Origin of the sequence: uncultured Brevundimonas sp., from assembly GCF_963974615.1 — a bacterium.
Classification (GTDB): domain Bacteria; phylum Pseudomonadota; class Alphaproteobacteria; order Caulobacterales; family Caulobacteraceae; genus Brevundimonas.
This window is the reverse complement of the sequence record NZ_CAXBDH010000013.1, coordinates 89,042-115,767: the sequence shown is the minus strand read 5'-3', so window position 1 is coordinate 115,767 and position 26,726 is coordinate 89,042. Positions and strand designations below refer to the sequence as shown.

Annotated in this window: 23 protein-coding genes; 12 read left to right on the top strand and 11 right to left on the bottom strand. The window is 64.8% G+C overall.

Features of this window, described 5'->3' with window-relative positions; all coding sequences use genetic code 11:
- Window positions 1-63 precede the first annotated feature (63 nt).
- Window positions 64-675, top strand: coding sequence for a TIGR02466 family protein (locus AAC050_RS10760; RefSeq protein WP_339915083.1), 612 nt, complete (start codon window positions 64-66; stop codon window positions 673-675).
- Window positions 676-681: 6 nt separating this feature from the next.
- Here the strand turns inward: AAC050_RS10760 and AAC050_RS10755 are convergent, their stop codons facing one another.
- From AAC050_RS10755 to AAC050_RS10730, 6 genes are all read right to left on the bottom strand, one after another.
- Window positions 682-1,149, bottom strand: coding sequence for a DoxX family protein (locus AAC050_RS10755; RefSeq protein WP_339915082.1), 468 nt, complete (start codon window positions 1,147-1,149; stop codon window positions 682-684).
- Window positions 1,146-1,916, bottom strand: coding sequence for a DNA-binding domain-containing protein (locus tag AAC050_RS10750; RefSeq protein WP_339915081.1), 771 nt, complete (start codon window positions 1,914-1,916; stop codon window positions 1,146-1,148). The genes AAC050_RS10755 and AAC050_RS10750 overlap by 4 nt, the downstream gene beginning before the upstream one ends.
- Window positions 1,909-2,775 carry a DUF692 domain-containing protein gene (locus AAC050_RS10745; protein WP_339915080.1) on the bottom strand — a complete coding sequence of 289 codons (867 nt, stop codon included), beginning with the start codon at window positions 2,773-2,775 and terminating at the stop codon, window positions 1,909-1,911. Before AAC050_RS10745 ends, AAC050_RS10750 begins: the two co-directional genes overlap by 8 nt.
- A gap of 14 nt (window positions 2,776-2,789) precedes the next feature.
- Window positions 2,790-3,083: a DUF2282 domain-containing protein gene (locus AAC050_RS10740; protein ID WP_339915079.1), complete on the bottom strand. Its 294-nt coding sequence runs from the start codon at window positions 3,081-3,083 to the stop codon at window positions 2,790-2,792.
- Window positions 3,084-3,211: 128 nt separating this feature from the next.
- Window positions 3,212-5,071 (bottom strand): glycoside hydrolase family 15 protein, encoded by a 1,860-nt coding sequence (locus AAC050_RS10735; RefSeq protein WP_339915078.1) that lies wholly within the window; start codon window positions 5,069-5,071, stop codon window positions 3,212-3,214.
- Window positions 5,068-6,036, bottom strand: a complete 969-nt coding sequence (locus AAC050_RS10730; protein ID WP_339915086.1) for a glucose 1-dehydrogenase — start codon at window positions 6,034-6,036, stop codon at window positions 5,068-5,070. The genes AAC050_RS10735 and AAC050_RS10730 overlap by 4 nt, the downstream gene beginning before the upstream one ends.
- Before the next feature lie 336 nt (window positions 6,037-6,372).
- On the opposite strand from AAC050_RS10730, the gene AAC050_RS10725 reads away from it, so the two are divergent.
- From AAC050_RS10725 to metH, 9 genes are all read left to right on the top strand, one after another.
- Window positions 6,373-6,942, top strand: coding sequence for a sigma-70 family RNA polymerase sigma factor (locus AAC050_RS10725; protein WP_339915077.1), 570 nt, complete (start codon window positions 6,373-6,375; stop codon window positions 6,940-6,942).
- On the top strand, window positions 6,932-7,573 hold the full coding sequence (locus tag AAC050_RS10720; protein ID WP_339915076.1) for a DUF1109 domain-containing protein: 642 nt from the start codon (window positions 6,932-6,934) through the stop codon (window positions 7,571-7,573). Before AAC050_RS10725 ends, AAC050_RS10720 begins: the two co-directional genes overlap by 11 nt.
- A 130-nt stretch (window positions 7,574-7,703) precedes the next feature.
- A complete protein-coding gene (gene ettA / locus AAC050_RS10715) occupies window positions 7,704-9,371 on the top strand; it encodes an energy-dependent translational throttle protein EttA (protein WP_339915075.1) in 1,668 nt (555 codons plus the stop codon).
- A 114-nt stretch (window positions 9,372-9,485) separates the two neighbouring features.
- Entirely contained in the window at window positions 9,486-10,415 is a 930-nt protein-coding gene (locus AAC050_RS10710) for a 2-hydroxyacid dehydrogenase (RefSeq protein ID WP_339915074.1), read from the top strand.
- Between the two features lie 87 nt (window positions 10,416-10,502).
- Complete coding sequence (locus tag AAC050_RS10705) at window positions 10,503-11,465, top strand: metalloregulator ArsR/SmtB family transcription factor (protein WP_339915073.1); 963 nt, start codon at window positions 10,503-10,505, stop codon at window positions 11,463-11,465.
- Entirely contained in the window at window positions 11,465-12,412 is a 948-nt protein-coding gene (gene metF / locus AAC050_RS10700) for a methylenetetrahydrofolate reductase [NAD(P)H] (protein WP_339915072.1), read from the top strand. The genes AAC050_RS10705 and metF overlap by 1 nt, the downstream gene beginning before the upstream one ends.
- A gap of 172 nt (window positions 12,413-12,584) precedes the next feature.
- On the top strand, window positions 12,585-13,652 hold the full coding sequence (locus AAC050_RS10695; RefSeq protein WP_339915071.1) for a homocysteine S-methyltransferase family protein: 1,068 nt from the start codon (window positions 12,585-12,587) through the stop codon (window positions 13,650-13,652).
- Entirely contained in the window at window positions 13,652-14,131 is a 480-nt protein-coding gene (locus AAC050_RS10690) for a hypothetical protein (RefSeq protein ID WP_339915070.1), read from the top strand. Before AAC050_RS10695 ends, AAC050_RS10690 begins: the two co-directional genes overlap by 1 nt.
- Window positions 14,131-16,776 (top strand): methionine synthase, encoded by a 2,646-nt coding sequence (gene metH, locus AAC050_RS10685; RefSeq protein WP_339915069.1) that lies wholly within the window; start codon window positions 14,131-14,133, stop codon window positions 16,774-16,776. The genes AAC050_RS10690 and metH overlap by 1 nt, the downstream gene beginning before the upstream one ends.
- A gap of 18 nt (window positions 16,777-16,794) precedes the next feature.
- On the opposite strand, the gene AAC050_RS10680 is transcribed toward metH, so the two are convergent.
- From AAC050_RS10680 to AAC050_RS10670, 3 genes are all read right to left on the bottom strand, one after another.
- Window positions 16,795-17,337, bottom strand: a complete 543-nt coding sequence (locus AAC050_RS10680) for a hypothetical protein (RefSeq protein ID WP_339915068.1) — start codon at window positions 17,335-17,337, stop codon at window positions 16,795-16,797.
- A gap of 156 nt (window positions 17,338-17,493) precedes the next feature.
- Entirely contained in the window at window positions 17,494-20,517 is a 3,024-nt protein-coding gene (locus tag AAC050_RS10675) for a TonB-dependent receptor (protein ID WP_339915067.1), read from the bottom strand.
- Between the two features lie 534 nt (window positions 20,518-21,051).
- Window positions 21,052-24,036, bottom strand: a complete 2,985-nt coding sequence (locus AAC050_RS10670) for a TonB-dependent receptor (RefSeq protein WP_339915066.1) — start codon at window positions 24,034-24,036, stop codon at window positions 21,052-21,054.
- A gap of 282 nt (window positions 24,037-24,318) precedes the next feature.
- Between AAC050_RS10670 and AAC050_RS10665 the strand changes: the two genes are divergently transcribed.
- The gene (locus AAC050_RS10665) at window positions 24,319-24,876 is read left to right on the top strand and encodes a hypothetical protein (RefSeq protein ID WP_339915065.1); all 558 of its coding nucleotides are present in this window, start codon (window positions 24,319-24,321) and stop codon (window positions 24,874-24,876) included.
- Window positions 24,877-24,898: 22 nt separating this feature from the next.
- Here the strand turns inward: AAC050_RS10665 and AAC050_RS10660 are convergent, their stop codons facing one another.
- The gene (locus AAC050_RS10660; RefSeq protein ID WP_339915064.1) at window positions 24,899-25,045 is read right to left on the bottom strand and encodes a hypothetical protein; all 147 of its coding nucleotides are present in this window, start codon (window positions 25,043-25,045) and stop codon (window positions 24,899-24,901) included.
- Between the two features lie 90 nt (window positions 25,046-25,135).
- Between AAC050_RS10660 and AAC050_RS10655 the strand changes: the two genes are divergently transcribed.
- Window positions 25,136-26,038, top strand: coding sequence for an MBL fold metallo-hydrolase (locus AAC050_RS10655; protein WP_339915063.1), 903 nt, complete (start codon window positions 25,136-25,138; stop codon window positions 26,036-26,038).
- On the opposite strand, the gene AAC050_RS10650 is transcribed toward AAC050_RS10655, so the two are convergent.
- The gene (locus AAC050_RS10650) at window positions 26,023-26,724 is read right to left on the bottom strand and encodes a hypothetical protein (RefSeq protein WP_339915062.1); all 702 of its coding nucleotides are present in this window, start codon (window positions 26,722-26,724) and stop codon (window positions 26,023-26,025) included. The two genes, AAC050_RS10655 and AAC050_RS10650, sit on opposite strands and share 16 nt — an antisense overlap.
- Between the last annotated feature and the right edge of the window lie 2 nt (window positions 26,725-26,726).

The window sequence follows — 26,726 nt, the reverse complement described above, 5'->3', positions numbered from 1 at the left end:
CATCAGCAGACTCGCCCTCGCCGAGGACAACCTGTTGAGGCTCCACAGCTAGAGCATCGCCCCATGTCCCTGCGCCCCCTCTTCGTCACCCAGGTCTATGAAGCCAGCCTCGCGGCCGAACCGGGGTTCGACGCCTTCAATGTCGAGCTGGCCGAGGCCTGCCGCAGCCTGGCCGAGGATGACGGGGCGGGGCGCGCCTGGTGCCGCGAACACGGCTATCGCGGCTACACCTCCTACGGCTCACTGAACGACCTGCCGCAGCGGATGCCCGAATTCGCCGATCTGAAACGGCTGCTGGACCGCCACGCCCTCGCCTATGCCAAGGCCCTGAATTTCGACCTGGCGCGCAAGCCGAAACTCGACAATCTCTGGGTCAATATCCTCAAGCCCGGCGGCAGCCATTCTGGCCACATCCACCCGCACGCCTATCTGTCCGGCACCGTCTATGTCGAGGTCCCCGACCGCGCCTCGGCCCTGAAGCTGGAGGACCCGCGTCTGGCCATGATGATGGCCCGCCCCGCCGTCACCGCCGACGCCCCCGAGGCCGAAAAGCCCTTCGTCTACCTCGCCCCCGCCGCCGGCACCGTGCTGATCTGGGAAAGCTGGCTCCGCCACGAGGTGCCGCCGAACGCGGCCAAGGCCGACCGCATCTCGATCAGCTTCAACTACGCCTGAGGCCCATCACGGCAGGCGCAACAGCCGGTCGAGGCTGAACCGCCCGCCCCCGAACCGGAGGATGACCAGCAACACCGAGGCCCACAGCAGATGGACCGGCCAGCCCAGCGGATAGACGAACACCTCGATCACCAGCGTCATCCCCAGCAGGGCCAGGGCCGAAAACCGGCTCATCAGACCCAGCACCAGCAGGAGCGGGAACAGATGTTCGGCCCAGGTCGCCATATGGGCGGCGATATCGCTGGGGATCAGCGGCACCCGGTATTCCTCGGCGAACAGATAGTAGGTGCTGTCGGTGATATGCAGCAGCCCGTCGACCTTGGTCCGCCCCGACAGGAAGAACACTGCGGCAATCGCCACCCGGGCGATGACCAGCAGCAGATCGACGGGCAACAACCGCTCGATCAGGGTCGCAAGGGCTGCAAACCGGACGGGGGGCCCGTCGGTCCGGAAAGAGGTGTCGGTCTGGATCATGATGCGGGCTCCATCTCGATTCGGGTGAAGGCCCCGGACGTCAGCAGTCCGGCAAACAGGGTGCTGAGATCGGAGGAAGGCTCATGTCTGAACACAACGGCGGCGGCCTCGCCCAGGGTCAGGCCCCGGCGGCAGGCGTCAAGAAACCCCCATTCCGGCCAGGTCAGGCGACGGTGGGTCACCGTCATGGCCGGACGCAGCAGCATGATCCCCTCAGGACTCTCCTCCCAGCTGATCGCCTGCCCCGGCTCGACGTCCGGCCGGTTGGCCAGCCAGATGGTGGGCACGGTCCAGTCGAACCAGAACAACTGCAGCGACGGGTGCAGCGTCGCCCGCGCCGCGAACAGCGTCGCAGCCGCCACCCCGGACACGGCGTCCGGCAGCAAGACCGGGGCGTCCACCGCGCGATGCGCCTGACTCCAGGCCCGGTCCAGCCGCGCCACCGGGGCCAGAAACGCCATGACCTGCGCCGGAGGAAAGGCCTCCAGCCAGTCGGGGAATTCCGTGCCGTAGTCGTCCAGAACAGGGCTGACCGGCCTCTGCGCCCGGGCAAAAATCAGCGCCGCATCCCGAAACCAGGCCTCGCCCACCAGCCGCACGACCGTCGGATACAGTCCCGCCAGCGCATCGACCCGGCCCTTGGCCACGGTGTTGCGATAAACCGACAGCCCGGCCCGGGAAGGCGCATCCACGCCCAGCCAGGCATCCAGCGCCGGACTGTCCCCGCCGAGAGCAGCTTCGAACGCGTCGTGAAAGGAGTCAGGCACAAAGAGCCTCCTCAACAGCGGACAGCACAGCATGTGCCCGGTCGCGCTCGACCATCAGTTCCGCGAATTCAGGGATGTTGTCATCGCGTTCGATCAGCGTCGGGCGCGGGCCGATCCGGCCGATCGTGCGGGCATAGAGCGACCAGACATCCTCGGACACCGGCGCGCCATGGGTGTCGATCAGCAGCTCCTGGCCCCACTGTTCGTCCGGCGCATGCCCGGCCAGATGGATTTCACCGATCGCCCCGTCCGGCAGGGCATCGAGATAGGCCGTCGCGCTGTCTCCCAGATTGCGGGCGCTGATGAAGACATTGTTGATGTCCAGCAACAGGCCGCATCCGGTCGTTTTGACCATCTCCGCCAGGAATTCGGGCTCGCTCATCTCGTGACCCTCCAGGGCCAGGTAGAGCGAGGGGTTTTCAATCAGGATTGGCCGTCCCAGCGCGTCCTGGGTCCGGCTGACATTGTCACAGACCCGTTCCAGCATGGCCCGGCTGCGGACGAAGGGCAGCAGATCAGGATGATAGACACCGCCGCGCTGCGACCAGGCCAAATGCTCGGACATCAGAAACGGCTGATAGCGATCGGACAGGGCTTTCAGCCGCGCCAGATGATCCGGGTCCGGGGCCTCATCGGCCGCCAGCGACAGCCCGACCCCGTGCAGCGACAGCGGCTTGTCACGGCGTATCGCCTCCAGCCAGGCCAGCCGCGGTCCGCCCTCGACCATGTAGTTCTCGGCATGGACCTCGAACCACAGACCGACCGCCGGACAGGCCAGCGCCTCATCATAATGCCGGGACTTGAGTCCCAGCCCGGCGCTGACCTCGGGGGAGGCACCGACGGTCGGTCTGCGGGTCATCGTTGATCCGCCGTCTAGCGCGCGACCGGCGTCAGCGAGCCGTTGCCGGCCGGCGTACTGATCGATGTGCAGGTCCCGGCGGGAACATGCTTCCAGGCATTACCCTGATAATCACGGACCGACGTTCCGGCGCAGGTGGTACCCGGCCCGGCGGCACAATCGTTCTTGCCGGCCAGGGCCACGCCGTAGCATTTCTCCATCGCCGGCTGGGTCGACTGCATGTCGTGGCTTTGGGCGTGGGCCAGGCCCGCACCGGCCGTCAGGGCAAGAGCGGCGGCACCGGCAGCGGTCAGGTGAACTCGGTTCATGGTCGTCTCCATCGGGGGAATGCGGTCACAATGACCGGACACCAGACCATTCGCCCCGGACCCCGGGTGAGTTACAGTGACGCTGTTCGATTTTGACGGGAGGCGCGCGACCACGCGTGACGCACACCTCAAAGCCTTGGTGCTACGCGACCTTCAGAGCGACGTCGGGAATCCGGATCGCCCGTGCTGGAGTCCCGGTCCGCCCGTTGATGCACCGGCTTGATCGAATGCGTCAGATTGAATGCTGAATTGACCAGACCGACATGTGAAAAGGCCTGCGGAAAATTGCCGGTCAGTCGACCTGCCACGGGGTCGTATTCCTCGGCCAGAAGCCCCAGGTCGTTGCGGAGCGCCAGCAACCGCTCGAACAGGGCTTCGGCCTCGGCGCGCCGTCCGGTCAGCAACCAGGCGTCCACCAGCCAGAAACTGCAGGCCAGAAAGGCCCCCTCCCCCTCCGGCAAACCGTCGTCGCTGTTTCCGGAATCGTAGCGCAGCAGCAATCCGTCCCGCATCAGCACCCGCTCGACGACCTCGACGGTGCCGCGATAGCGGGGGTCGTCTCCCTCGAGAAAGCCGACCGATGCGAGCAACAGCAGGCTGGCGTCCAGTTCCGGCCTCCCGAACGCCTGGGTGAAACTTCCCAGACCGGTGTCGAATCCCTTCTGGCAGATTTCCGCATGCATCCGGTCACGCAAGATCCGCCAACGGTCAACCGGCCCGTCCAGGTCGAACATCTCGACCCCCTTCACCGCCCGATCGACAGCGACCCACGCCATCACCTTGGAAAAGGTGAAATGCCGACGCTCCCCACGCACCTCCCACATGCCGTCATCCGGCTGGTCCCATGTCGCCTCGACATGATCCATCAGCACCTTTTGCACCTCCCAGGCCGCTGCGCTGGGGGGCAATCCCCCCTTGCGGGCCTGATGCAGCGCATCCATCAGCTCGCCGTAGACATCCAGCTGGAACTGGTTGTGGGCCGCATTGCCGATGCGAACGGGCGTCGCCCCTTCATAGCCGGGCAACCAGTCGGCGACCCACTCCATCAGCCGTCGTTCGCCGCCCAACCCGTACATGATCTGCATCTGCTCGGGAGCCCCCGCCACGGCCCGCAACAGCCAGTCGCGCCAGGCCAGTGCCTCCTCGAAACAGCCCGCGTTCATCAGGGCCAGCAGGGTCAGGGTGGCATCCCGGATCCAGCAGTAGCGGTAGTCCCAGTTCCGCACCCCACCCGGTTGTTCAGGCAAGGAGGTCGTGGCGGCGGCGATGATCCCGCCGGTCGGTGCATGGGTCAGGGCCTTCAGCGTAATCATCGACCGCAAGATGGGGTCGGCGTAGATCCCCGACACATTGGTCCTCCCGATCCAGTCGGACCAGAAGGCTTCGGTGTCCGCCAGGGCTGCTGTTGCATCAACGGCCCGGGGTGGCTCGAGATGCGAGGGGGCCTGCGTCATCACGAATGGCACCGTCTCACCCGCCTCCACGATGAACTCTGCAGTCGTGGTCATGCCCTCCCCATGCAGGTCGACCGGCGTCCGCAAAACGACCCTGTCGGGTCCCGCCACAGCGCTGAACGTGCCGTCGTCGAGGGTCGTCACCCACGGCACCACACGGCCGTAACCGAAACGCAGCGTCAGATCGACCCGCATCGACACCTGCCCACGCTCACCGATCAGGATCCGGATCAGGTCGGACGCCTCACCCCGCGGGGGCATGAAATCTACCAGTCGAACCCGCCCGTCGGCCGTCTCGAACACCGTCTCCAGGATCAGGCTGTTGGGGCGATACCGGCGGGTAATCGTCACGGAATCGGCGACGGGAGCGATCTTCCACCTCCCGTTCGATGGATCCCCCAACAGGGCGGCGAAACAGGCGTCCGAATCGAACCGTGGCCAGCACAGCCAGTCGATCGACCCGTCACGCCCGACAAGCGCCGCGGTCTCGCAATCCCCGATCAGTCCATACTCCTCAATCCAGCCGCGCATCATGCGGTGGCCTCGAAATCGATGACCACCTTCACGTCGTCAGGCTGTCGCTGATACGCCTCCCGCCAGCGCGTCAACGGCACGCGTCGCGAGATCACCCGATTCAGCCAGGCTGGCTCCGCCCCGGCCAGGGCTTCGGCGGCCAGTTCATAATGCGTACGATTGGCGTTCACCGATCCGAATATCACGTCGTTCTCCAGCACGAGCGATCGGTTCAGACCGGCGGCATCCAGTTCTATTTTGCGCCCCCCCGAGGACAATCCCGTCAGACAGACAATGCCATTGCGCCCGGATATCTGCATCATGGCCAGCACCACCGGACCTGCCCCGGTACACTCGACCACAATATCCGGAGCCAGCGGGGTCAGCGCTTCCAGACCGTCATGATGGTAGGTCGCCCCCAGCTCCCGCACCAGCGCCGGTTTCAGTCCGTCCTCGACCCGATCATAGACATGGGTGTCAAATCCCCGCTGCCGCGCCAGCAATGCGGCCAGCAGCCCCACTGGACCCGCACCGGTGATCAGGACACGCCGCGGGGCCCAGGACCGGGTCCGGTGACCGATCCGGTCGATGTGATCCCAGGCCTTCGCCACCACACTGGTCGGCTCGAGCAGAACCCCCGACAGACCCAAGCCGGGGTCGACCTTCACCGCAAAGGCCGGGGCGAGCCGGAACCGTTCCGCACCGTATCCATCGCGCCCCTTGATGCCGCGTTCGCTGTAGAGCCCATTCTCACACATGTCCCACTCACCATGGCTGCAGGCACGGCAAGGAACGGGGTCAGGTCGCCGAACGATCCCGACCACCCGGTCACCCGGTGAAAAGCCGCTATCATCCGGCGCTTCCAGAACCCTGCCCAGGGACTCATGTCCCAACACCATCCGCTCCCGCCCGGGCGGGGAAGCCCCGTGTGATCCGTTCAGGATCTCCGCGTCGGTTCCACAGATTCCCAGTGCGACCGTCTGCACCAGCAAGCTTCCATCGACGGGATCGGGTTCTGGCAGATCGTCCAGACGTTGAGAATCCCGTTCGCCGGGGGCGACAGTAATGGCGCGCACGGACTTGCTCCTTTGCGACCTGTCCCCTCCTGTAAACAACGCGCGGGCCGTAAAATAGCTTCACAGATAACGATCCAGACACGGGACAACCCCACCGGTCCCCATCCACGCCTCCGGTCACCCTGTCCGGCTCATGGCGCATTCGCGCCGGGACGGAAGAAGGTTAAGCTGACGCACGCCGTTTTTTCGACGTTCCTGCCCTTTAGCTGTAACCTTTGGCCTTGAACGACGAATGACGGGAGACGCGTGACCGACCGTGAAACCCATCTCAAATCCCTGATGCTACGTGGGCTGGATGGCGACGCGTTGGCTTGGCGCGTGCTGCTCACCGAAACGGGCGCGCACCTGCGTCCCTTTTTCACGCGCCGCCTGTTCGACGGTGGCGCAGACGCCGAGGACCTGGTGCAGGAAACCCTGATCGCCATTCACGCCAAACGGGCCACATGGGACCGGCATCAAGCCTTCACGTCTTGGGCCTTCGCCATCGCACGCTACAAGCTCATCGATCATCTGAGGCGGCAGGGTCGACGACCCACGGCCCCCCTCGAGGATGCCGCCGAGCTGATCGCCGACCACACAGTCGAGGACGGAGCCACCCATCATGACCTTGGACGTTGTCTGTCGTTGTTGCCGGCCCGACAGCGCGCCCTGATCGAGGATGTTCGTCTTAGAGGCCTGTCGGTGGCCGAGGCCGCCGCACGTCACGGCTATTCCGTTTCCGCCGCCAAGGTCAGCCTGCACCGCAGCCTGAAGAGCCTGATCGCCCACTATGCTCCCACGCCCCTCGATGTCGGGAGTTCCGCCGATGAAGACTGATGACCTGATCGCAGCCTTGGCAGTCGAGCTCCCCCCCGCCCGGGCCGGCCAGATCGAGCGCCACCTGCTGCTGATGATGGTTCCGGCTGCGGGCCTGGTTCTGGTTGGCGTCGTCTTGTGGCTAGGCGTGCGCGGCGACCTCGCAACCGCGATGACAGGCCCCGTTTTCTGGAGCAAGGCGGCCTACACGACCCTAATCGCCGCGACCGGTTTCTGGTTGCTGGACCGGCTGGGACGCCCGGACGCGGATGTCCGGCCGCCCCTGATCCTGCTGGCCGCCATTGGATCGACGGCCCTGATCCTGGCGGGGACCCTCTTCGCGACGGCCGCCGCCGGCGATCGGATGACTCTGCTCATGGGCAGTTCGGCCCGGGTATGCCCAACCAACATCCTGGTTCTGAGTGCCTTGGCCGCACCTTTTATCTTTGTCGCAGGACGGCGATTCGCTCCGGATCGTCCAATGGCCGCCGGAGCCGCCGCGGGCCTGCTTACCGCCGGACTGGCCGCCACCCTGTATGGTCTGCATTGTGCCGAGGTCTCGGCCGTGTTCGTAGCGGTCTGGTACAGCCTCGGCATGACACTGGCTGCGGGTGTCGGCGCGATCCTCGGGCGGTTCGCCTTCCGCTGGTAGGTTCCGTTCCGACGATCACGGCCATCAAACCGCCCTTCCCGGTCTCTACGATTTGCCCAAACCGGGCGTGGCGGCTACATCCCGCGCCTAACTCCCCCCACCGATCAGACGACAGGGCGCACCGCACCTCATGGCGCAGCAATATATTTTCCAGATGCAGGGTCTCACCAAGACCTTCCCCGGCGGCAAGAAGATCTTCGAAAACATCTGGCTGAGCTTCTATGCCGACGCCAAGATCGGTGTTGTCGGCGTCAACGGCTCGGGCAAGTCGACCCTGCTGAAGATCATGGCCGGGCTCGACAAGGAATTCGTCGGCGAGGCCAAGGCCGCCGACGGCATCAAGCGCGGCTACCTCGAGCAGGAGCCTCACCTCGACCCGACCAAGACCGTCTGGGAAAACGCCATCGCCTGGTGCGAGGAAAAGCAGCTGGTCGACCGCTTCAACGCCGTCGCCATGGAACTCGGTGAAAACTACACCGACGAGCTGATGGAGGAGATGACCGCCCTTCAGGAGAAGATCGACGCCGGCGACCTGTGGGACATCGACAGCCGCGTCGAAATGGCCATGGACGCCCTGCGCTGCCCGCCCAACGACTGGGCGGTCGACAACCTGTCCGGCGGCGAGCAGCGTCGTATCGCCCTCGCCCGCCTGCTGCTGTCCAAACCCGACATGCTGCTGCTCGACGAACCGACCAACCACCTCGACGCCGAGTCCGTGGCCTGGCTGCAACATCACCTCGAGGCCTTCCCCGGCTGCGTCATCCTCGTGACCCACGACCGCTACTTCCTCGACCTCGTCACCAAATGGACGCTGGAACTCGATCGCGGCAAGGGCATCCCCTACGAGGGCAACTACTCCAGCTGGCTGGAGCAGAAGACCAAGCGCGTCGTGCAGGAGCAGTCGGAATCCGAAGCCCGCCAGCGCGCCCTGACCCGCGAACTGGAATGGGTCCGCTCGGGAGCCAAGGCCCGTCAGGCCAAGTCCAAGGCCCGTCTCGCCGCCTATGAGCGCATGGTCACCGAACAGGAAGGCCAGCGCGGAGCCCAGACCCACGCGGTCATCCAGATCCCGCCGGGCCCGCGTCTGGGCAATGTCGTGCTGGAAGTCGAGGGGCTGGAGAAGTCCTACGGCGACAAGCTGTTGTTCAACAACCTGACCTTCAAACTGCCGCCCAACGGCATCGTCGGCGTCATCGGCCCCAACGGGGCCGGCAAATCGACCATGTTCAAGCTGATCACCGGCCAGGAACAGCCTGACGGCGGCACCATCAAGGTCGGCGAGACGGTCAAGCTGGCCTATGTCGACCAGAGCCGCGACGCCCTCGATCCCAACAAGACCATCTGGGAAGAGATCTCGGGCGGCACCGATGTGATGATGGTCGGCAAGCGCGAGATCAACACTCGCGCCTATGTCGGCAGCTTCAACTTCAAGGGCGGCGACCAGCAGAAGAAGGTCGGCCAGCTGTCCGGCGGTGAGCGCAACCGCGTCCACCTGGCCAAGACCCTGGCCACCGGCGGCAATTTGATCCTGCTCGACGAACCGACCAACGACCTCGACATCGAGACGCTGCAGAACCTCGAGGAGGCGCTGGACGGCTTCGCCGGCTGTGCCGTGGTCATCTCCCACGACCGCTGGTTCCTCGACCGTCTGGCGACCCACATCCTCGCCTTCGAGGGTGACAGCCACGTCGAATGGTTCGAAGGCAACTTCGAAGCCTATGAGGAAGACAAGAAGCGCCGCCTCGGCGTCGAGAGCCTGATCCCCCACCGGATCAAATTCCAGAAGTTCGGGCGCTAGACCGCTCCGGACCGGCTGGCCGTCTCCCTGCGAGATGGTCAGCCGGTTCTTCACGCGATCCGCGTTCGAAATCTGATTTGCTAGCAGGCCCCGGGGCTGGTGTAGGATCGCTCCATGACCCACCGCCCCGCCATCCTGATCATGCAGCGGCACCTGGCACCGCTGACCTCCTTCCTTGAGGCGACCTATACGGTATACCGCTTTTGGGAAGGCCCGCCGGTCGAGGCCCGCGACGATATCCGGGCCATGATCGTGGCCGGCGAATATCCGCTGGACAAACACCTGATCGAGAGCCTGCCTAACCTGCAGCTGCTGGCCTGTTTCACCTCGGGCTATGACGGCATCGATATCGACTGGTGCCGCGCCCGCGGCCTGCCGGTGACCCACGCCCCCGGCGTCAATCACGAAGACGTCGCCGACCACGCGGTGGGACTGATCCTGGCCGCGCGCCGCCAGATCGTGGCCGGGGACCGGCAATTGCGTACCGGCGGCTGGGTCGCCGATACCCGGACCATCACGCCATCGCTCAAGGGTCAACGGGTCGGCATCGTCGGTCTGGGTTTGATTGGTCAGGCCGTGGCCCGCCGTCTTGTTTCCCTGCGCATGCCCATCCAGTGGTGGGGACCGCGCGACAAGCCCGCCGACTGGCCGCGCGCCTCTTCCCTGCTGGAGCTGGCCCGCGACAGTGATGTGCTGGTCGTGGCCTGCAAGGCCGATGACAGCAACCGGGGCCTGATCTCACGCGAAATCATTGATGCGCTCGGTCCCGATGGCCTGCTGGTCAACGTCGCCCGCGGTCAGCTGGTCGATGAAACGGCGATGATCGAGGCCCTGCACACAGGACGGCTGGGCCAGGCGGCTCTGGACGTCTTCGAGCAGGAGCCCACCGACGCCGCCCGCTGGGCCAATGTGCCCAATACTGTGCTGACCCCGCATACAGCCGGGGCCACGACCGAAGGGGTCCAGGGCATGCTGATGCTGCTGCTCCAGAACCTGCAGGCTTCCTTTGCCGAAGAGCCCCTGAAGTCACCGGTCCCGGACTAGCGGTCACCCGCAAAAAACCAACGCACGGAATTTCCTTGCGCGGTCATATAAGGATATCTTTATATGATTGCCTGTAAGCAGGGACCCATGACACTGACCGCTGACCAGATCGTAGACATTTTGCGCGCCGCCGGGGAGCCGACCCGCCTGCGCGTGCTGTCGCTGCTGGCCGGTGAGGAGCTGTCGGTGATGGAGCTGTCACGCATCCTGGATCAGAGTCAGCCCCGGGTCTCGCGCCATCTGAAACTGATGACCGAGGCCGGACTAATCGAACGTTTCCCCGACGGCGCACGCGTCTTTTACCGCCAGTCGTCGGACCCCGACGCCCGCCTGCTGGTGGATACGATGCTGAATTTGCTGGCAGATGAGGCTGGTGAAGGCGACCACGCCCGCCTGAATGCCGTTCACCGTCAGCGCGAAACCGACGCGGCCGCCTATTTCGAACAGGTCGCGCCCCAGTGGGATCACCTGCGCTCTCTCTACATTTCTGAAAATGCGGTCGAGGCCGCGATCGAGCGTGCCGCGGGCCCGGGTCCCTTCGACCGGGTCGTCGATCTGGGTACCGGTTCGGGCAGGATGCTGACCCTGCTGGGCCGAAAAGCCAGGATGTCGATCGGCCTCGACCTGAGCCAGAGCATGCTGAACATCGCCCGCAGCAACGTGGCACGGTCCGGGCTGGACAAGGTCGAATTGCGTCACGGCGACATCTTCGCCACCCGCTTGCCGCAACAGAGTGCCGATCTGGTCGTGGTGCACCAGGTGTTGCACTACCTCGCCGACCCTGCCGCTGCCGTGACCGAGGCCGCGCGTCTGGTGGCCCCCGGCGGTAAATTACTGATCATCGATTTCGCCCCACACGAGATGGAACAGCTGCGCGAGCAGCACCAGCATCGGCGCCTGGGCTTTAATGACGCGGAGATCCGGGACTGGATCGTCGACGCCGGACTCGAACCCTCTGACTCCATCGCCCTGCCCCCTGAATCGGCGGGTCTGACCGTAACCATCTGGACCGCGGTGCGCGCCGCAAGGGCCAAAAGGAAAGTCGCCTGATGGCTACCCTCTCTGAAGCCCGCGCCTTGCTGCTGTCCCCGCTGGGGCCGGTGGCCCGCGCCGGTCAGAACGACAGTCCCGTGCGGGTCTCGTTCGAATTTTTCCCGCCCAAGTCGGATGAGGCCGAGGCCACCCTGTGGAAGGCCGTGCGCCGGCTGGAACCGCTAAACCCGGCTTTTGTCTCGGTCACCTACGGGGCCGGCGGCTCGACCCGCGAGCGCACCCATCGCACGGTCCAGCGCATGATCACCGAGACCAGCCTGCGTCCGGCGGCCCATCTGACCTGTGTCGAGGCCAGCCGCGACGAGGTTGATGAGGTGATTGCGGGCTACAAGGCCATCGGGGTGGATCACATCGTGGCCCTGCGCGGCGACCCGCCTGGCGGGCACGAAAGCGCCGGCGGCATCGGCGGTGCTTATCAACCGCGCGCCGATGGCTATGCCAATGCGACCGAACTGGCCCGGGCCATCAGCCAGGTCGGTGGCTTCGAGATCACCGTCGGGGCCTATCCCGAGAAACACCCGGAAAGCCCGTCGATTGACCACGACATCGATGTGCTGAAGGCCAAGATCGACGCCGGGGCGACACGGGCCGTCAGCCAGTTCTTCTTCGACATCGACGCCTTCCTGCGCTTCCGCGACCGGATCCGCGCCGCCGGAATCACCATCCCTCTGATCCCCGGCATCATGCCCGTGTCCAATTTCGCGGCCCTGCAGCGCATGAGCGCCAGCTGCGGCACTGCCGTCCCCGCCTGGCTGGCCAGCCATTTCGATGGCCTCGACGACGACCCCGAGACCCGCAAGCTGCTGGCCGCCTCGGTCGCCGCCGAAACCTGCGCCCGGCTGCAGGAAGAAGACTTCGCCGACTTCCATTTCTACACCCTGAACCGCGCCGATCTCGTCTATGCGATCTGTCGGGTTCTGGGCGTGCGGGAGAAAACCCAATGACGTCCACATCCCCTTCCTTCCCCCTTCACGGGGGAAGGTGGCTCGCGCAGCGAGTCGGATGGGGGCCGCTGTTCGCCCGCGACACCCCGACCCGTCGCGCAACCAAAAGACCCCCCATCCGTCAGGCGCTGCCTGACACCTTCCCCCGCGAGGGGGGAAGGATGGTGTCGACATGACCCGTGCCGACCGCATCGCCGCCCTGCATGCCGCCGCCAAGGCCCGCATCCTCGTCCTCGACGGAGCCTGGGGCGTGATGATCCAGCGTCAGAACCTGTCCGAAGAGGATTTCCGCGGCGACCGCTTCACCGCCCACACGGGCCAGATGAAGGGCAATAACGACATCCTGTGCCTGACCCGGCCCGACGTCATCGCCGACCTGCACGACCAGTATTTTGCCGCCGGGGCCGACATCAGCGAGACCAACACCTTCAGCGCCACCGTCATCGCCCAGGACGACTACAAACTGGACGCCCGGTCGGTGTGGGACATCAATCTGGAGGGGGCCAAACTGGCCCGCGCCGCTGCCGACCGCTGGACGGAGAAGGAGCCGCACAAGCCGCGCTTCGCCGCCGGGTCGATCGGGCCGCTGAACAAGATGCTGTCGATGTCGTCGGACGTGAACGACCCTGGCGCGCGGCTGGTCACCTTCGATCAGGTCTATGACGCCTATCGCCATCAGGTGCAGGCCCTGAACGAGGGCGGTGTCGACCTGTATCTGATCGAAACCATCACCGACACGCTGAACTGCAAGGCGGCGATCAAGGCCATCAAGGACCTTGAGGACGAGGGAATGGAGGCCCTGCCGATCTGGATTTCGGGCACCATCACCGACCGCTCGGGACGCACCCTGTCGGGCCAGACGGCCGAGGCCTTCTGGAACAGCGTGCGCCACGCCAAACCGTTCGCCGTCGGCTTCAACTGCGCCCTCGGCGCCGACCTGATGCGGCCCTTCATCGCCGAACTGAGCCGGGTGGCCGACACCCTGGTCGCCGCCTATCCCAACGCCGGTCTGCCCAATGCCATGGGCCAGTATGACGAGGAAGCCCACCAGACCGCCCATTTCCTCGAGGAATGGGCCGCCTCCGGTCTGGTCAACATCGTCGGCGGCTGCTGCGGCACCACGCCGGATCACATCCGCCACACGGCCGAAGTGGTGGCCAAACTGCCGACACGCGCGATCCCGGAACGGCCGGTGGCCATGCGGCTGTCGGGGCTGGAACCGTTCGAGTTGGTGGCGTGATGTCGGCGCTACTGACGCAGGCCGCCTCAGCAGAGGAGGCCGATGATATGGTCGCCGCCTCGCGACTCTACGCTGAGGCCCTTGATGTGGGCGAGGTCGGTGACGCGGACATCGGCATGCGCGCGGCACTCACATTCTTTGAGGCGAAGGACGGAGGGTCACCGTCAATAGACTGCGACGCCTGTTGGTATTTCGATCGCTGGATTGCGCAGGCCGCGATGTGGGGTGCGGGGCTGAACACGATCTACTGGCAGGCTTACGACGCGATGATTTACGGGGACGGTCCCGAGATCACCGACCGCGCGCGCGCGTGGTACGCCCAAGGTTGCCAAGACGCACTTCTGACGCTCGCGGTATACCACCCTGACGAATTCGGAATTCAAGCCAGCGCGTTCGCAGCTGAGCTTCGGCCCCGACGTACCTATCGACAGCGATACCTCTATTCCATCCTCGGTCATCGCTTCGACAAGGTCACCTGATGCGTCCCACCTTTATCAACGTCGGCGAGCGGACCAACGTCACCGGCTCGGCCAAATTCAAGAAGCTGATCATCGACGGCGACTACCCGGCCGCCCTGTCGGTGGCGCGGCAGCAAGTCGAGGCCGGGGCCTCGGTCATCGACATCAACATGGACGAGGGCCTGCTCGACTCGCAGGCCGCCATGGTCACCTTCCTCAATCTGATCGCGGCCGAGCCGGACATCGCCCGGGTGCCGGTGATGATCGACAGCTCCAAATGGGAGGTGATCGAGGCGGGCCTGAAATGCGTCCAGGGCAAGCCGATCGTCAATTCGATCTCGATGAAGGCGGGCGAGGCCGAGTTCCGGCAGCAGGCGGTCAAATGCCTGCGTTACGGGGCCGCCGTGGTGGTTATGGCCTTTGACGAACAGGGCCAGGCCGACACCGCCGCGCGCAAGATCGAGATCTGCACCCGCGCCTATCGCATCCTCGTCGACGAGGTCGGTTTCCCGCCCGAGGATATCATCTTCGATCCCAACATCTTCGCGGTGGCGACGGGGATCGAGGAACACGACAACTATGCCGTCGATTTCATCGAGGCGACCAAGGTGATCAAGGCGACCCTGCCCTGGGCCCGGGTCTCGGGCGGGGTGTCGAACGTCTCGTTCAGCTTCCGCGGCAATGAGCCGGTGCGCCGGGCGATCCATTCGGTCTTCCTGTACCACGCCATCCAGGCGGGCATGGACATGGGCATCGTCAACGCCGGCGACCTGCCGGTCTATACCGACATCGATCCAACCCTGCGCGAGGCGGTCGAGGATGTGATCCTCAACCGGCCCCAGCGGACCAATGTCTCCAACACCGAGCGGCTGGTCGACATCGCCCCCAACTACAAGGGCGACAAGGGCGTGGCCCGGGTCGTCGATCTGAAATGGCGCGACGGCCCCGTCGGCAAGCGCATCGAACACGCCCTGGTCAACGGCATCACCGACTGGATCGTCGAGGACACCGAAGAGGCCCGGCTATCGGTCGAACGCCCGCTGCATGTGATCGAGGGCCCGTTGATGGACGGGATGAATGTGGTCGGTGACCTGTTCGGCGCGGGCAAGATGTTCCTGCCCCAGGTGGTCAAGTCGGCCCGGGTGATGAAGCAGGCGGTCGCCCACCTCGAGCCCTTCATGGAGGCCGAAAAGGCCGGCAAGCCGCGCGAACAGGCGGGCCGGATCCTGATGGCCACGGTCAAGGGCGACGTCCACGACATCGGCAAGAACATCGTCGGTGTCGTGCTGCAGTGTAACAACTACGAGGTCATCGACCTCGGGGTCATGGTCCCGGCCGACCGGATTCTCGACGCCGCCGTTGAGCACAAGGTCGACATCGTCGGCCTGTCGGGCCTGATCACCCCGTCGCTGGACGAGATGGTGTTCGTGGCGCGTGAGATGGAGCGGCGCGGTTTCGACATCCCCCTGCTGATCGGCGGGGCCACCACCAGCCGCACCCATACGGCCGTCAAGGTCGAGCCGGGCTACAAGGCCGGGTCAACGACCTATGTCGTCGATGCCAGCCGCGCCGTCGGCGTGGTCGCCGGCCTGCTGTCAAAGGACGACCGGGCGAAGAACGAGGCCGTCACGCGCGAGGACTATGTCCGTATCCGCGAACAATATGCCCGGGGCCAGGAGGTCAAGGCGCGCGCCACCCTGCCCGCCGCCCGCGCCAACCGCTTCCGGCCCGATCCGGCCACGCCCCTGCCGGGCGCGCCGTCCTTCCTCGGCGTTCGCGCTTTCGACAACTGGGATCTGCAGGATCTGGCCGACCACATCGACTGGACCCCCTTCTTCGCCAGCTGGGAGCTGATCGGCCGCTATCCGATGATCCTCGAGGACGAGATCGTCGGCACCGCCGCGACCGACCTGTTCGCCGACGCCCAGGCCATGCTGAAGCGGATCATCGACGAGAAATGGTTCACGGCGAAGGGCGTGGTCGGCTTCTGGCCCGCCAACGCCGACGGTGACGACATCGCCGTCTATGCCGACGAGAGCCGCAGTGACGAGATCGCCCGCTTCCACACCCTGCGCCAGCAGATCAAGAAGTCGAACGGCAAGCCCAATCTGGCCCTGTCCGACTTCGTCGCTGAAGACGGCAACGACTATATCGGTGCCTTCGCCGTCACCGCCGGTCACGGCGAGCTGGAGGTGGCCAAACGGTTCAAGGACGCCGGGGACGACTATTCATCGATCCTCGCGACCTCACTGGCCGACCGGCTGGCCGAGGCCTTTGCCGAGGCCCTGCACAAGCGGGTCCGCACCGAACTGTGGGGTCATGCTGCGGACGAGGCGCTGAGCGTCGATGACCTGATTGCCGAGAAATATCAGGGCATTCGTCCGGCTCCCGGCTATCCGGCCCAGCCCGATCACACGGAAAAAGCCACCCTGTTCCGTCTGCTGCAGGCCGAGGACAACGCCGGTATGGCCCTGACCGAGAGCTTCGCCATGACGCCCCCGGCCTCGGTCTCGGGCCTGTATTTCGGCCATGCCGAAAGCCACTATTTCGGCGTCGGCAAGATCGATCGCGATCAGGTCGAGGACTATGCCCGGCGCAAGGGCTGGGACCTGGCGACCGCCGAACGCTGGCTGTCGCCGATCCTCAACTACGATCCGGCGGGTTGAGGCCGACCCTCATCCTCATCAGCTGACGGGATCTTCCAGCCCGACGTCGGCCGGGGTGGCCGGCGGGGTCGTGATCCCCTCGCGGATTCGACGCGCCGCGTGCTCGCAACGGCCCGGCAGACCGAAGAAGAGACCAAAGGCCTGACTGCGCACGGCTTCGTCCTGAACCATCAGCGGGGCCCAGCGAGCCGTGGCCTCGGCGGCAGCGGCGCGGGCAGCGGCCCGGGTCGCGGCAGTCTGGCGCGGCGCGGCCGTGCTCAGCGCGGCGCGGAAGTCCGCCGCCTCCAGCTTGCCCAGACGGATGATGTCGAGATCCAGCGGATCGGCATTGGTCAGGCTCTCGCCGATAGCGACATGGCCCGACACCAGGGCGTCGCACCAGGCCACCAGCGGATAGTCGGCCGTCGGCGCGCCGCGCGGCATCGGATTGGCATAGGCCACAGCCTCGCGATAGCGCACGGTATCGGCGCTCTCGAGCGGAGCCGCATTCGTCACCACGAGACCGTCGGGATCCTGCCCCCCGAACCCGAGCGCGGCGACGGCGAGAAAAGCGACAAGCATGGGCAATCCTTATGGGTCTGTCAGGCGAAACCAAACTGTCGTCCCGCTTGCCGCCCGTCTATGGCCATTTCACGGCACCACACCCCCACGGAGAGGCACAAAAAAATGCCGACGCTTTCGCGCCGGCATTGATTTGATCAAGAGGTGAACTCCAGATCAGAACGAGAAGCGTACGCCAAGGTAAGCGCGACGCGGCGCGACCCAGTCATTCGCTTCCTGGTAGGCGTACACACCGTCACCGGCGAGCAGCTTCTGCACAGACGTCGGGCTTTGCTTGTTAAGAATGTTAAAGACGTCGAGGAAGAATTCCGCGTTCCCGATCGGCAGCTGGTGCTCATATTTAAAGCGCATGTCGAGCGTGAAGTACGACGGAGTCGTCTCCGAACCAATGAAGCCCGGCGACAGATAGGTGTCGGTCACGCCATTGTACTCATAAGGCGCGTCCATCGGCGCGAAATAACGACCGTAGATCACCTGCGACGGGGTATAGAGCGCCCCGCTGTTCCAGTTAAACACACCGGCGACCTGCAGACCGAAATCGAAATCATAGGCACCGTAAGCCTTAAACTGGTGCTCAATGTTGCCCGGCTGTTTGGCGTACAGGTTCGGCGCCCGGGGATCGAGCGCGATCCAGTCGCCCTGGAAGTCGGCGTTGCTGTCCGAGTTCGAGTTACCCTTGGCCGCGTTGTGGGTATACGAGACTTGCCCGAACCAGTTATCGACCTTGTACTTCGTCAGGGTGATTTCAAAGCCCGTATAGTCCCGCTTGGCACCGGGCAGAGTGCCGATGACATAGTTCGAGTTCGGGGTCGTGTCGTAACCGAAATACGAAAGCGGGATGTAGAACGGCGAGCCGGGGAAGGCGTAGCCATCAGCTCCATCCGCCGCGGTCGCGTTCGGGTCCGAATACAGGGCCAGATCGAAGTCTTCGAGAATGTCCCGGGTCGCGCGGTGGGTCACTGAGGCCGACAAACCGATACTCGAACCGAAAGTGGTCGAATAGCCGAGCATATATTCATCGGTGTACGGGGTCTTGGTGGTCGGCGCGAACAGGGCGTCCGGCGTCGTGGCTCCACCGCGCACGCGGTAGGTGAGCCATTCCCCGTAGACATTGATCTGCTCGTTAGTGACCGGACCCGTCAGGGCCCCGGCGAAGTCGGACATGTTGTTCCGGACCGGATCATAATAGCGACCGGCGAAACCGAAGACCTTGCTGCGACCATCGTTGAACAGGTCATAGACCACGCTCAGGCGGGGAGCCACATCCCAGTCAAAAGTCGCGACTTTCGAGTCGTCAGAAGCAAAATGCTCCCACTTCTCGGCACGGAGACCCGCGTTGATGGTCAACTGGTCCAGCGTCCAGGTGTCTTGCAGATAAACGGCCTGGCCTTCACTCCGGACTTGGTATGCGCCCTGCACCGCTTCCACGTTGCGAGAGGCGTTCACCATGCCGTTGGGATTTCCAGCAGTGCTGGAGAAGGTGATCGCGTCAACTTCGCTGGCTTCAATAATGCCGTTGAGGTTGGTATCCACCGCAGCCGTAGCCGTCGGGCTGGCCAGGATGGCAGCCTGAATGCGGGCTTGGTCTCCTTGAGCGAACGGCCGGGTCGTCCAGCCACCGACCGAGCTGGTGAAGTCGGCGAAGGTGGCACCTGAATTCGCCAAGGCGATCGAGGTGAAGGTTGCCCCACCCGGGACCGTGCCATTCTCACCGTAGGTGTTGCTCGTGTTCGTATAACCCGCCTTGATCGTGTGGGTGCCGAAGCTGCTGTCGAGGAAATACTCGAAATTGGCACCGTATTCCTCGCGATCGCGGTGAGTTTCGAGATTGGAGCCGGCACCGCCAAGGGAGCGTTGGGCGAGAGTGGAGCCCGGACCGCGATAGGCAACGGTGTTACGGACCGACTGATCGGCAGCCAGGCGCGACACTTCGCCCCCATGCTGGAACCAGTAGGCGTTGACCAGCAGGTCGCCCCAGGTGTGCGAATAATCGACCTTGTAGTTGTCGCCACCCTGAATCTGACGCGAGTCACGATTGTTCAGAGTGGTCGGGGAGGACGAGCCGCTGATTTCGGTCGGGTCACTGAACCAGCTGACCGACAGACGGTCGTCGTTGGTGACCTGCCAGGTGGCCTTGGCGAACGAATATTCGGCGTCGTTCGTAACCGAGCGCAGCAGGGCACCGGTGGTGCCGTCCAGAACTTCATCCTCGCGGTGCTTCTTCTGATACGAACCGAAGATCCACAGCCGATCTCTCAGGATCGGCCCACCCAGGGTGAAGGCGGAGTCATAGGTCGAAAAGCCACCGGACGTGTTGTGATCGTCGGTAGCGACCAGACTGTCGTTCTGGAGGTAGTAGTTGAGCGAACCGTGCCATTCATTACCGCCCGACTTGGTCACCACCCGCGAGATCAGGCCCGAACCACCGGCGTATTCCGCCGGCACGCCGCCGACGATAACCTGTTGTTCCTGAATGATCTCGGAGTTGAAGTTGGAGCCGAAAGTACCGGTGGCCGGGTCCGTAACGTCCACGCCGTCGAGGTAGTAGACGTTGTCGGTCGAGGTACCGATCCGGCCGCCGACGTCGGAATAGTTGACGCCCGAGCGCGACGAGGGGTTGCCGTCGCTGGGCTTCACGCCCGGGACCAGCTGCAGGTAGCTCTGATAATTACGGCCGGTCGGCAGTGATTCGACCGTTTCCAGCGTCAGCGTCGTACTGACGGTCGCCGAGGTCGTGTCCACGGCGGCCAGCGAACGACCGGTAACAACCACATCGGCCACGGACGTCGCGCCGCCGGTCGTACGGCCCAGGGCGTAACGCAGGCTGAGATCCCGGCCACTGACCACCGCGACGTCATCGGCGGTGAAGTCGGCGTAGCCGGGGGCGACCACCTGAACCGAATAGTTGGTCGAGGGATCCAGGCCCGACAGGCGGGCGCGGCCCGATGCGTCGGTCACGGCGGTCTTTGATACCAGACTGTCCGGCGAACTGACGGTCACGGTGGCACCGGACAGCGGCTGGCCTTCCGTTCCGGTGATGCCGATGGTCAGGGTACCCGTTTGCGACTGCGCAAAGGCGCTCGTCGGCGCAACAACCAGCGTCAACGCCGGGACGGCGGCCAGGGCCATCAGGGCCGCGCCACCGATCATGGTCGACTGCAACAGTCGTTGCTTGATCATTTGAGTTCTCAAAATACATTCCTCCTGGTCATTACGGCATCAGGTCGATGGGAAACGGCTGCCCGCCGAATGAATCCGGGAATCACTTGAGTCCCGAAACATGCCCCCTGCCCGTACCCAGGGACCGTACCCATGCCAAACAAGCTTCCGCCATAAGAATTACGCGTCCGTAACAAACTTGCCCCCGTATTGTCGCATTCCAGCCACGGTTGAACGTTTACGGTTTTTATGTTTTCGCGACGAAAGTTGCCGTCTCGGGCTGCCCCGGAGGGCGGATGTTCGCGCCAGTGGATCGACATCGGGCAAGCTTCACCGGTCGCAAACTGCGCTGACCAGAGCGTCACATCGGAACACCAGGGAAGATAGCCGCCGTCCGTGGCGGCCCACCCGTGACGGCCCGTCCGGACGGGCGAATCATATGCCCCGGTCCGAAGGGGCCTTCGGGACGCCGGCCCGTTCCTGACACCAATCGCCCAAGAAAAAAGGCGGCGGGGTTTCCCCCGCCGCCCTCAGTCTTGAGTTCCAGATCGAGATCTAGAAGCGCATCCGTGCGTTCAGGGAGAACGTACGACCCAGGACACGATAGACCTGCGGGTCGGTGTTGCCCTGCGAGAAGATGCCGTTCAGCGTTTGCGGCGGCTGCTCGTCCAGCACGTTACCGACGAAGGCCGAGATCGCGACTGCATCGGTCACGTTCCAACGTGCGGACATGTCGATATAGGAAGCGACCGGCTGGTAAGGCGTGATGGTGAAGCCGAAGCCCGGATCATCAGACAGCTTGGGCAGGTAGCTCCAGCGCGTCATGAAGGTCCAGTCGTTGATATCATAGAACGCGGTCAGAGTGTTCTTGAAGTCGAACGTCGCGCCACCGATACCGGCACTGGTGGTGCCGACAAACTCGGAGCCGTTGATCGTGTACGAGTCCACGAAGCTGGCCAGTTCACTGATCCGCAGACGGCCGGCGAGGCCGAGATCGGTGAGATCAACCGAGTATTCCATGGTCAGGTCGACACCGTTGGTGGCGAGTTCACCCTGGTTGCCACGCGAGGTGTTCACGTAGTCGACCTGGCCGTTGGCCGGATCACGAACGACGCGGGCGCAGGAAGCGGCGACGTTGTTCGTGTAGCAATCGTTGATGAAGAACTGGGCACCAAACGACCGGATAACATCGGTGATTTTGATGTCGTAGTAATCCACCGCCAGGCTCAGCTTGCCGATCGGCAGGAAGTCCGGCTGGGCCACGAAACCAGCCGTAAAGGTCTGGGCGTTTTCCGGCAGGAGGTTCGGGTTACCGAAGGCGAAGGCTTCGACCTGGGAGTTGCTCTGGTTAAAGGTGGCCCAGGAAGCAGGCAGGATAGCACCACCGGTTTGGGTCGAGCAGAACGCAGCAGCCGGGCCGGTCGCACCGTTACAGGGATCGATGTAGCCCGGGAAACCCTGGTCACCGTTCTGGAACAGTTCGAACACGTTCGGAGCCCGCGTGGCTTCGTTGTAGACGGCGCGGAAACGGAGCCAGTCAACCGGCGCAAATTCCAGACCGACCTTGCTGGTCCAGACTTTACCGATCGAGGAGTAGTCCGAGTAACGCAGGCCCAGCTCGAGGCCGAGGTAGCTGGCGTAGGGCAGGTCCGCGAGCAGCGGCACCGAGATTTCGGTGTAGAGCTCTTGAACATTGACCGCGCCGGCCTGGTCCTGGGTCGCGTTGAAGCCGAAGATGTTACCGGTACGCTGTTCGTTGTCGACGCGGAACTGGGCAGAGGTTTCACGATATTCGAAACCGAAGACCGTCGCGACCGGACCAGCGGGAAGCTGGAGCAGGTTACCGCGGGTGAAGCCGGCGATCCGCGTCTCTTCCACGTCAGTGGCGGAGAAGGTGTTGACGCGGACGAACGACTGCATGGCGGCGGTCATGGTGCCTGCACCGAACAGATCGATCGGTACGCAACCCGGCAGGGCGTTGACACCGAGCGAAAGGCCGCTGGTGGCGTCCTGGCAGCCGGCGAGGCCTTGCGACAGAGCGGTCGCATTGACGCTGTTTTCGGCACGGCTGTCGAACTTGTTCGAGCCGAACGAAGCGGTCAGGCTCCAGTCCCAGGCGGGGCTGAACTCACCTTCAAGCGTCGTCAAAAGGTAGAACGAGTTGTTCTCGTTAAACGCGTTGCGGGTACCGACTTCGTTCATACGACGGTTGATGCCGAACGAAGCAAGCGGGGTCGGACGCGACTGCAGGGCAGCCCACAGATCCGGGTGGCCGGTCGAGATCAGCGCCTGCATGGCCGGGGTCAGCGAAACGGTCAGACCGGTCGCCGGCGTCGGAGCCAGTTGAACCTGCGAGGTGCTGTTGACGTAGTTCAGGTGAACCTTGGCCCGCAGGGTGTCGGAGAAGTCGTAGGTGCCGATGGTGGTGAAGTTGACACGCTCGGCCGGGATGATCAGGAAATTGTCCGGCGCATAGTTGTAGCGCGAGGACCCTGCGGCACGATCCGGAACACCGCAGGCGCCCGCAACGTTGCGGGGCTCGAGCGAGCCGGCGTCGTTGAACGACAGGTTGCGGTTGGAGCTCGACCCATAGGCCACATTCGGCGTCGCCGGGTTACAGTCGTGATCGTAGCTGGCGAACTGGCCCGCAGTCAGCGGGTTGGCATTGAGAGCCGCGGGGTTGAACGGGTTGGCAGTAGAGTTAGCGATCCAGCCCCAGGCCGGCGTCGCCGAACCACCCGAGAACAGTACACCACCGCCGGCAGCGGCAGCGGCAGCGGCTTCAGCCGCCGTGTCGCAGACATAGGCTTCTTCAAAGTCAGGACGGTTCGAGCAAAGCGCGCCCGAGGTCCGCGAGAAGTCGAAATCACCCTGGCTGGCCGAACCACGGTTATAGTAGGCGGCGTAGGCGGTCATGTTGCCACGACCGTTGGCGAAATTGCCGCCCATCAGGCCGTTGACTTCCACTTCCGGCGCGTCGCCGTTCCACGAAGAACCGTAGGTCACCGACATCTCGGCACCTTCGTAGTTGTCCTTCAGGATGAAGTTGACCACGCCCGAGATGGCGTCCGAACCGTAAACGGCCGAGGCACCACCGGTCACCACTTCGACGCGCTGCACCAGCGAGGCGGGGATGGTGTTCAGGTCGACCGTACCCGAGGTCGAGGACCCGGGGATGCGCTCGCCGTTGACCAGCACGAGGTTACGGTTTGCACCGAGGCCGCGCAGGTCGATGGTGGCGAAGTCTTCGCCGCCCGAGTTGTTCGAGGTGCGCATGTTACCCGGAACGACCTGGGGCAGCTCGTTGAGAAGCGACTCGACCGTAAGGGTCTGGGTCAGCTCGAGCTGCTCCTGACCGACGGTAGTGACCGGGCTGATCGCGGTGAAGTCCTGACGGACGATACGCGAACCGGTGACGACGACATCCTCAACCTGGGAGGCGGCCGGCTGCGTCTGCGCCATTACGGGCGCGGCGAATGCGACGAGGCCGCCGATGATGGTGGTTGCCAGCAACTGCTGGCGGATGGTGTGAGCTTTCAAAGCTTGTTCCTCCTGGGATTCGACGTCGGACCGGTGGGCCTCAGAGCCGAAATGACAGACATGATCTACAGTTCACCGTGGCGACACATACACCGCAGTTCGAGGCAAACTATGCGCTTCGCCCCCATTTAGGCCACTACAATTGCACATCCGTAACAAACTTGCCCCCGGACTGTCGTATTCCGGCCACGTTCGCGCAGCGGGCGATCTCTGGCGAGCAGGATCATGTTCATGCATAAAGAGGGGGCGCGCGCGTCCCGCGTGCTCTCGAGCGCCCCAGCCATGACCCGACCGATCCTTATCCGCCTCTCGACTGTCGCGATCCTGAGCCTGTCAGCCGCCACGCAAGTCGCCGCCCAGCCTGCCCAGACGGGGGTCGGCGGCCCTGCCGGCGAGCGGGCGGGCCTGCTGGCCGAGCTGGTCGCCTGTCGCTCCCTCGGCGATCCCGCGGCGCGCCTGAGCTGCTTTGACGTCGCCGCCGGCGCGCTGGACACGGCGGAACGCCAGGGGGACGTCGTGGTCGTCGATCGCAACCAGATCAGCACCGCCCGCCGCGAGAATTTCGGATTCCATCTACCGTCCCTGCCGAATCTGTTCGAGCGCAACGGGCAGCCCGAATCAGTGACGTCGATCGAATCAACCCTGGCCAGCGCGACCGAGAACTGGGAGGGCCGCTGGACCTTCACCCTGACCGACGGCAGCGTCTGGCAGCAGATCGACACGGCCTATGTCAGCTTCCGCAACCGCGGCAATCCACCGGTGACTGTGCGCAGCGCGGCGCTGGGCAGTTTCCTGCTGGTCGTCGGCGACAGCCGTTCGGTCCGGGTGCGTCGGCAGTAGGCGCGGGGGACCGCTCTACTCTCTAGCGCTGGATCATGACGCGCGTGGCATAGGGCACGGGCTCGGGCGTGCAGGAGGCCGCAACCAGTTGCGTCGCCATGAGACACAACAGGGCCGCGGCGACCGGCAGAAGCCGATTTGATACAGCCAAGGCTATGGAAACGGCCATGACAGGCACTCCCGAACAGATTTACGAGAGATTAACGCAAGGGTCGGGCCGCCACCGGCACCGGAAGCCTTGCCGGTCTTGGAGCGCGCCTTGATCCCGTTCGTCCGCCAGTTCGACTTTGCCTATGGCCGTGCGGACCGGGTCTCACCGCTGATCCGGCGGGTGATCGCCGACAATCCGGGCCCGTTCACCTTCACCGGGACCGGAACCTATATCGTCGGCCGACCCGACCCGGGGGCGCGCGTGGCGGTGATCGACCCGGGTCCGGCCGACGACGCTCATCTGCAGGCCCTGTTACGCACGGTCGAGGGCCAGACCGTCAGCCATATTCTGGTGACCCATACCCATCTGGACCACGCGCCGCTGGCTCGTCCCCTGGCCGAAGCGACCGGGGCAACGATTCTGGCCGCCGCGCCCTTGGTGGGATCGCACGATACGGCGGTGGCGATTGAAGAGGATGATGACGACGACTTCCAGCCCGACCAGATCCTGGCCGACGGCGAGGTCGTGGCCGGCGACGACTGGACGCTGGAAACCCTGGCCACGCCGGGCCACGCCTCGAACCACCTGACCTTCGTCCTACGCGAGGAGAACGCCCTGTTCAGCGGCGACCATGTGATGGGCTGGTCGACCACGGTGGTGGCCCCGCCGGACGGCAGCATGGTCGCCTATATAAAGAGTCTGGACGCGGTCATCGCCCGGAACTTCACGACCCTGTGGCCGACCCATGGCGCGCCGGTCACCGATCCGGGCCCCTTCCTGGCTGCCTATCGCGCCCATCGAATCGCGCGCGAACAGCAGATCCTGGATCGATTACAGGCAGGTGACCGCACCATCGCCGCCATGGTGCCGATCCTCTATGCGGCCGTGGACCCACGACTGTGGCCGGCGGCCAGCCTGTCAGTTCTGGCCCATCTGGAGAAATTGGTCAGCGAGGGGCGGGTGGCCGCCGGACCGGGACCGGCGCTGGGCGCGACCTACGACCCGGCCTGAAGCCCGGCGACGATCTTCGCGGCCAACCGGCAGGCGGCGTCGCCCTGGGGGCGGCTGTCGCGGGCCGAGACACGAACATCGGTACGGCCCGGACGAATCCGGATCACGGCGTCATGGCGCAGGCCGAACCAGAAGCCCGCGTGCACGCCCTCGGACTGGAACAGCCCGGCCTTGCTCACCTGGAAGCCCGCGTCCTCCAGCGCCGTCGTTGCCGTCCCGGCGCGGATCTGGCGCGGAACGGAGTCCAGCCCGGCACAGGTCTGCGGCGCATTCGGGGCCTGCGCAGCCGTCCGCAGGGCGAAGGTTTCAGGAATAAAGCCCGGCGGGTCTTCGGCATTGGTGGTGGCATCAAGCGGCGACACCATGGCCAGCCGGGCCTGCTGGTGCAACATCACACCGACCGTCCCCGCCGCGATCAACAGGGTAGTCAGGGCCATGAGTCCCAGCCGCCGCAGGTCCCGGAAGGCCAGAACCACGGCCAGGGTCCCCGCGGCCAGGCCTGCCAGCGCCACCCAGCGCCCAATCTGCAGAGCCAGAAGGTCGCGGCCCACATCCTGCGACCACAAGCCGAACCGGGTTCCCAGAACGGCGACGAACACCAGCAGCGGAGCCGCCACCGCGGCCAGCGCCAGCCAGCGCATCATGGCCCGCGGGGATTGCCGCGCCCGTCTGTCAGATCCGGCCATGG

Coding starts and splice junctions, on each gene's coding strand:
- AAC050_RS10695 (WP_339915071.1), top strand. CDS start 12,585: ATGACCCGTGCCGACCGCATCGCCGCCCTGCATGCCGCCGCCAAGGCC.
- metF (WP_339915072.1), top strand. CDS start 11,465: ATGGCTACCCTCTCTGAAGCCCGCGCCTTGCTGCTGTCCCCGCTGGGG.
- AAC050_RS10745 (WP_339915080.1), bottom strand. CDS start 2,775: ATGACCCGCAGACCGACCGTCGGTGCCTCCCCCGAGGTCAGCGCCGGG.
- AAC050_RS10665 (WP_339915065.1), top strand. CDS start 24,319: ATGACCCGACCGATCCTTATCCGCCTCTCGACTGTCGCGATCCTGAGC.
- AAC050_RS10710 (WP_339915074.1), top strand. CDS start 9,486: ATGACCCACCGCCCCGCCATCCTGATCATGCAGCGGCACCTGGCACCG.
- AAC050_RS10650 (WP_339915062.1), bottom strand. CDS start 26,724: ATGGCCGGATCTGACAGACGGGCGCGGCAATCCCCGCGGGCCATGATG.
- AAC050_RS10660 (WP_339915064.1), bottom strand. CDS start 25,045: ATGGCCGTTTCCATAGCCTTGGCTGTATCAAATCGGCTTCTGCCGGTC.
- metH (WP_339915069.1), top strand. CDS start 14,131: ATGCGTCCCACCTTTATCAACGTCGGCGAGCGGACCAACGTCACCGGC.
- AAC050_RS10720 (WP_339915076.1), top strand. CDS start 6,932: ATGAAGACTGATGACCTGATCGCAGCCTTGGCAGTCGAGCTCCCCCCC.
- AAC050_RS10735 (WP_339915078.1), bottom strand. CDS start 5,071: ATGATGCGCGGCTGGATTGAGGAGTATGGACTGATCGGGGATTGCGAG.
- ettA (WP_339915075.1), top strand. CDS start 7,704: ATGGCGCAGCAATATATTTTCCAGATGCAGGGTCTCACCAAGACCTTC.
- AAC050_RS10690 (WP_339915070.1), top strand. CDS start 13,652: ATGTCGGCGCTACTGACGCAGGCCGCCTCAGCAGAGGAGGCCGATGAT.
- AAC050_RS10740 (WP_339915079.1), bottom strand. CDS start 3,083: ATGAACCGAGTTCACCTGACCGCTGCCGGTGCCGCCGCTCTTGCCCTG.
- AAC050_RS10675 (WP_339915067.1), bottom strand. CDS start 20,517: ATGATCAAGCAACGACTGTTGCAGTCGACCATGATCGGTGGCGCGGCC.
- AAC050_RS10705 (WP_339915073.1), top strand. CDS start 10,503: ATGACACTGACCGCTGACCAGATCGTAGACATTTTGCGCGCCGCCGGG.
- AAC050_RS10755 (WP_339915082.1), bottom strand. CDS start 1,149: ATGATCCAGACCGACACCTCTTTCCGGACCGACGGGCCCCCCGTCCGG.
- AAC050_RS10760 (WP_339915083.1), top strand. CDS start 64: ATGTCCCTGCGCCCCCTCTTCGTCACCCAGGTCTATGAAGCCAGCCTC.
- AAC050_RS10680 (WP_339915068.1), bottom strand. CDS start 17,337: ATGCTTGTCGCTTTTCTCGCCGTCGCCGCGCTCGGGTTCGGGGGGCAG.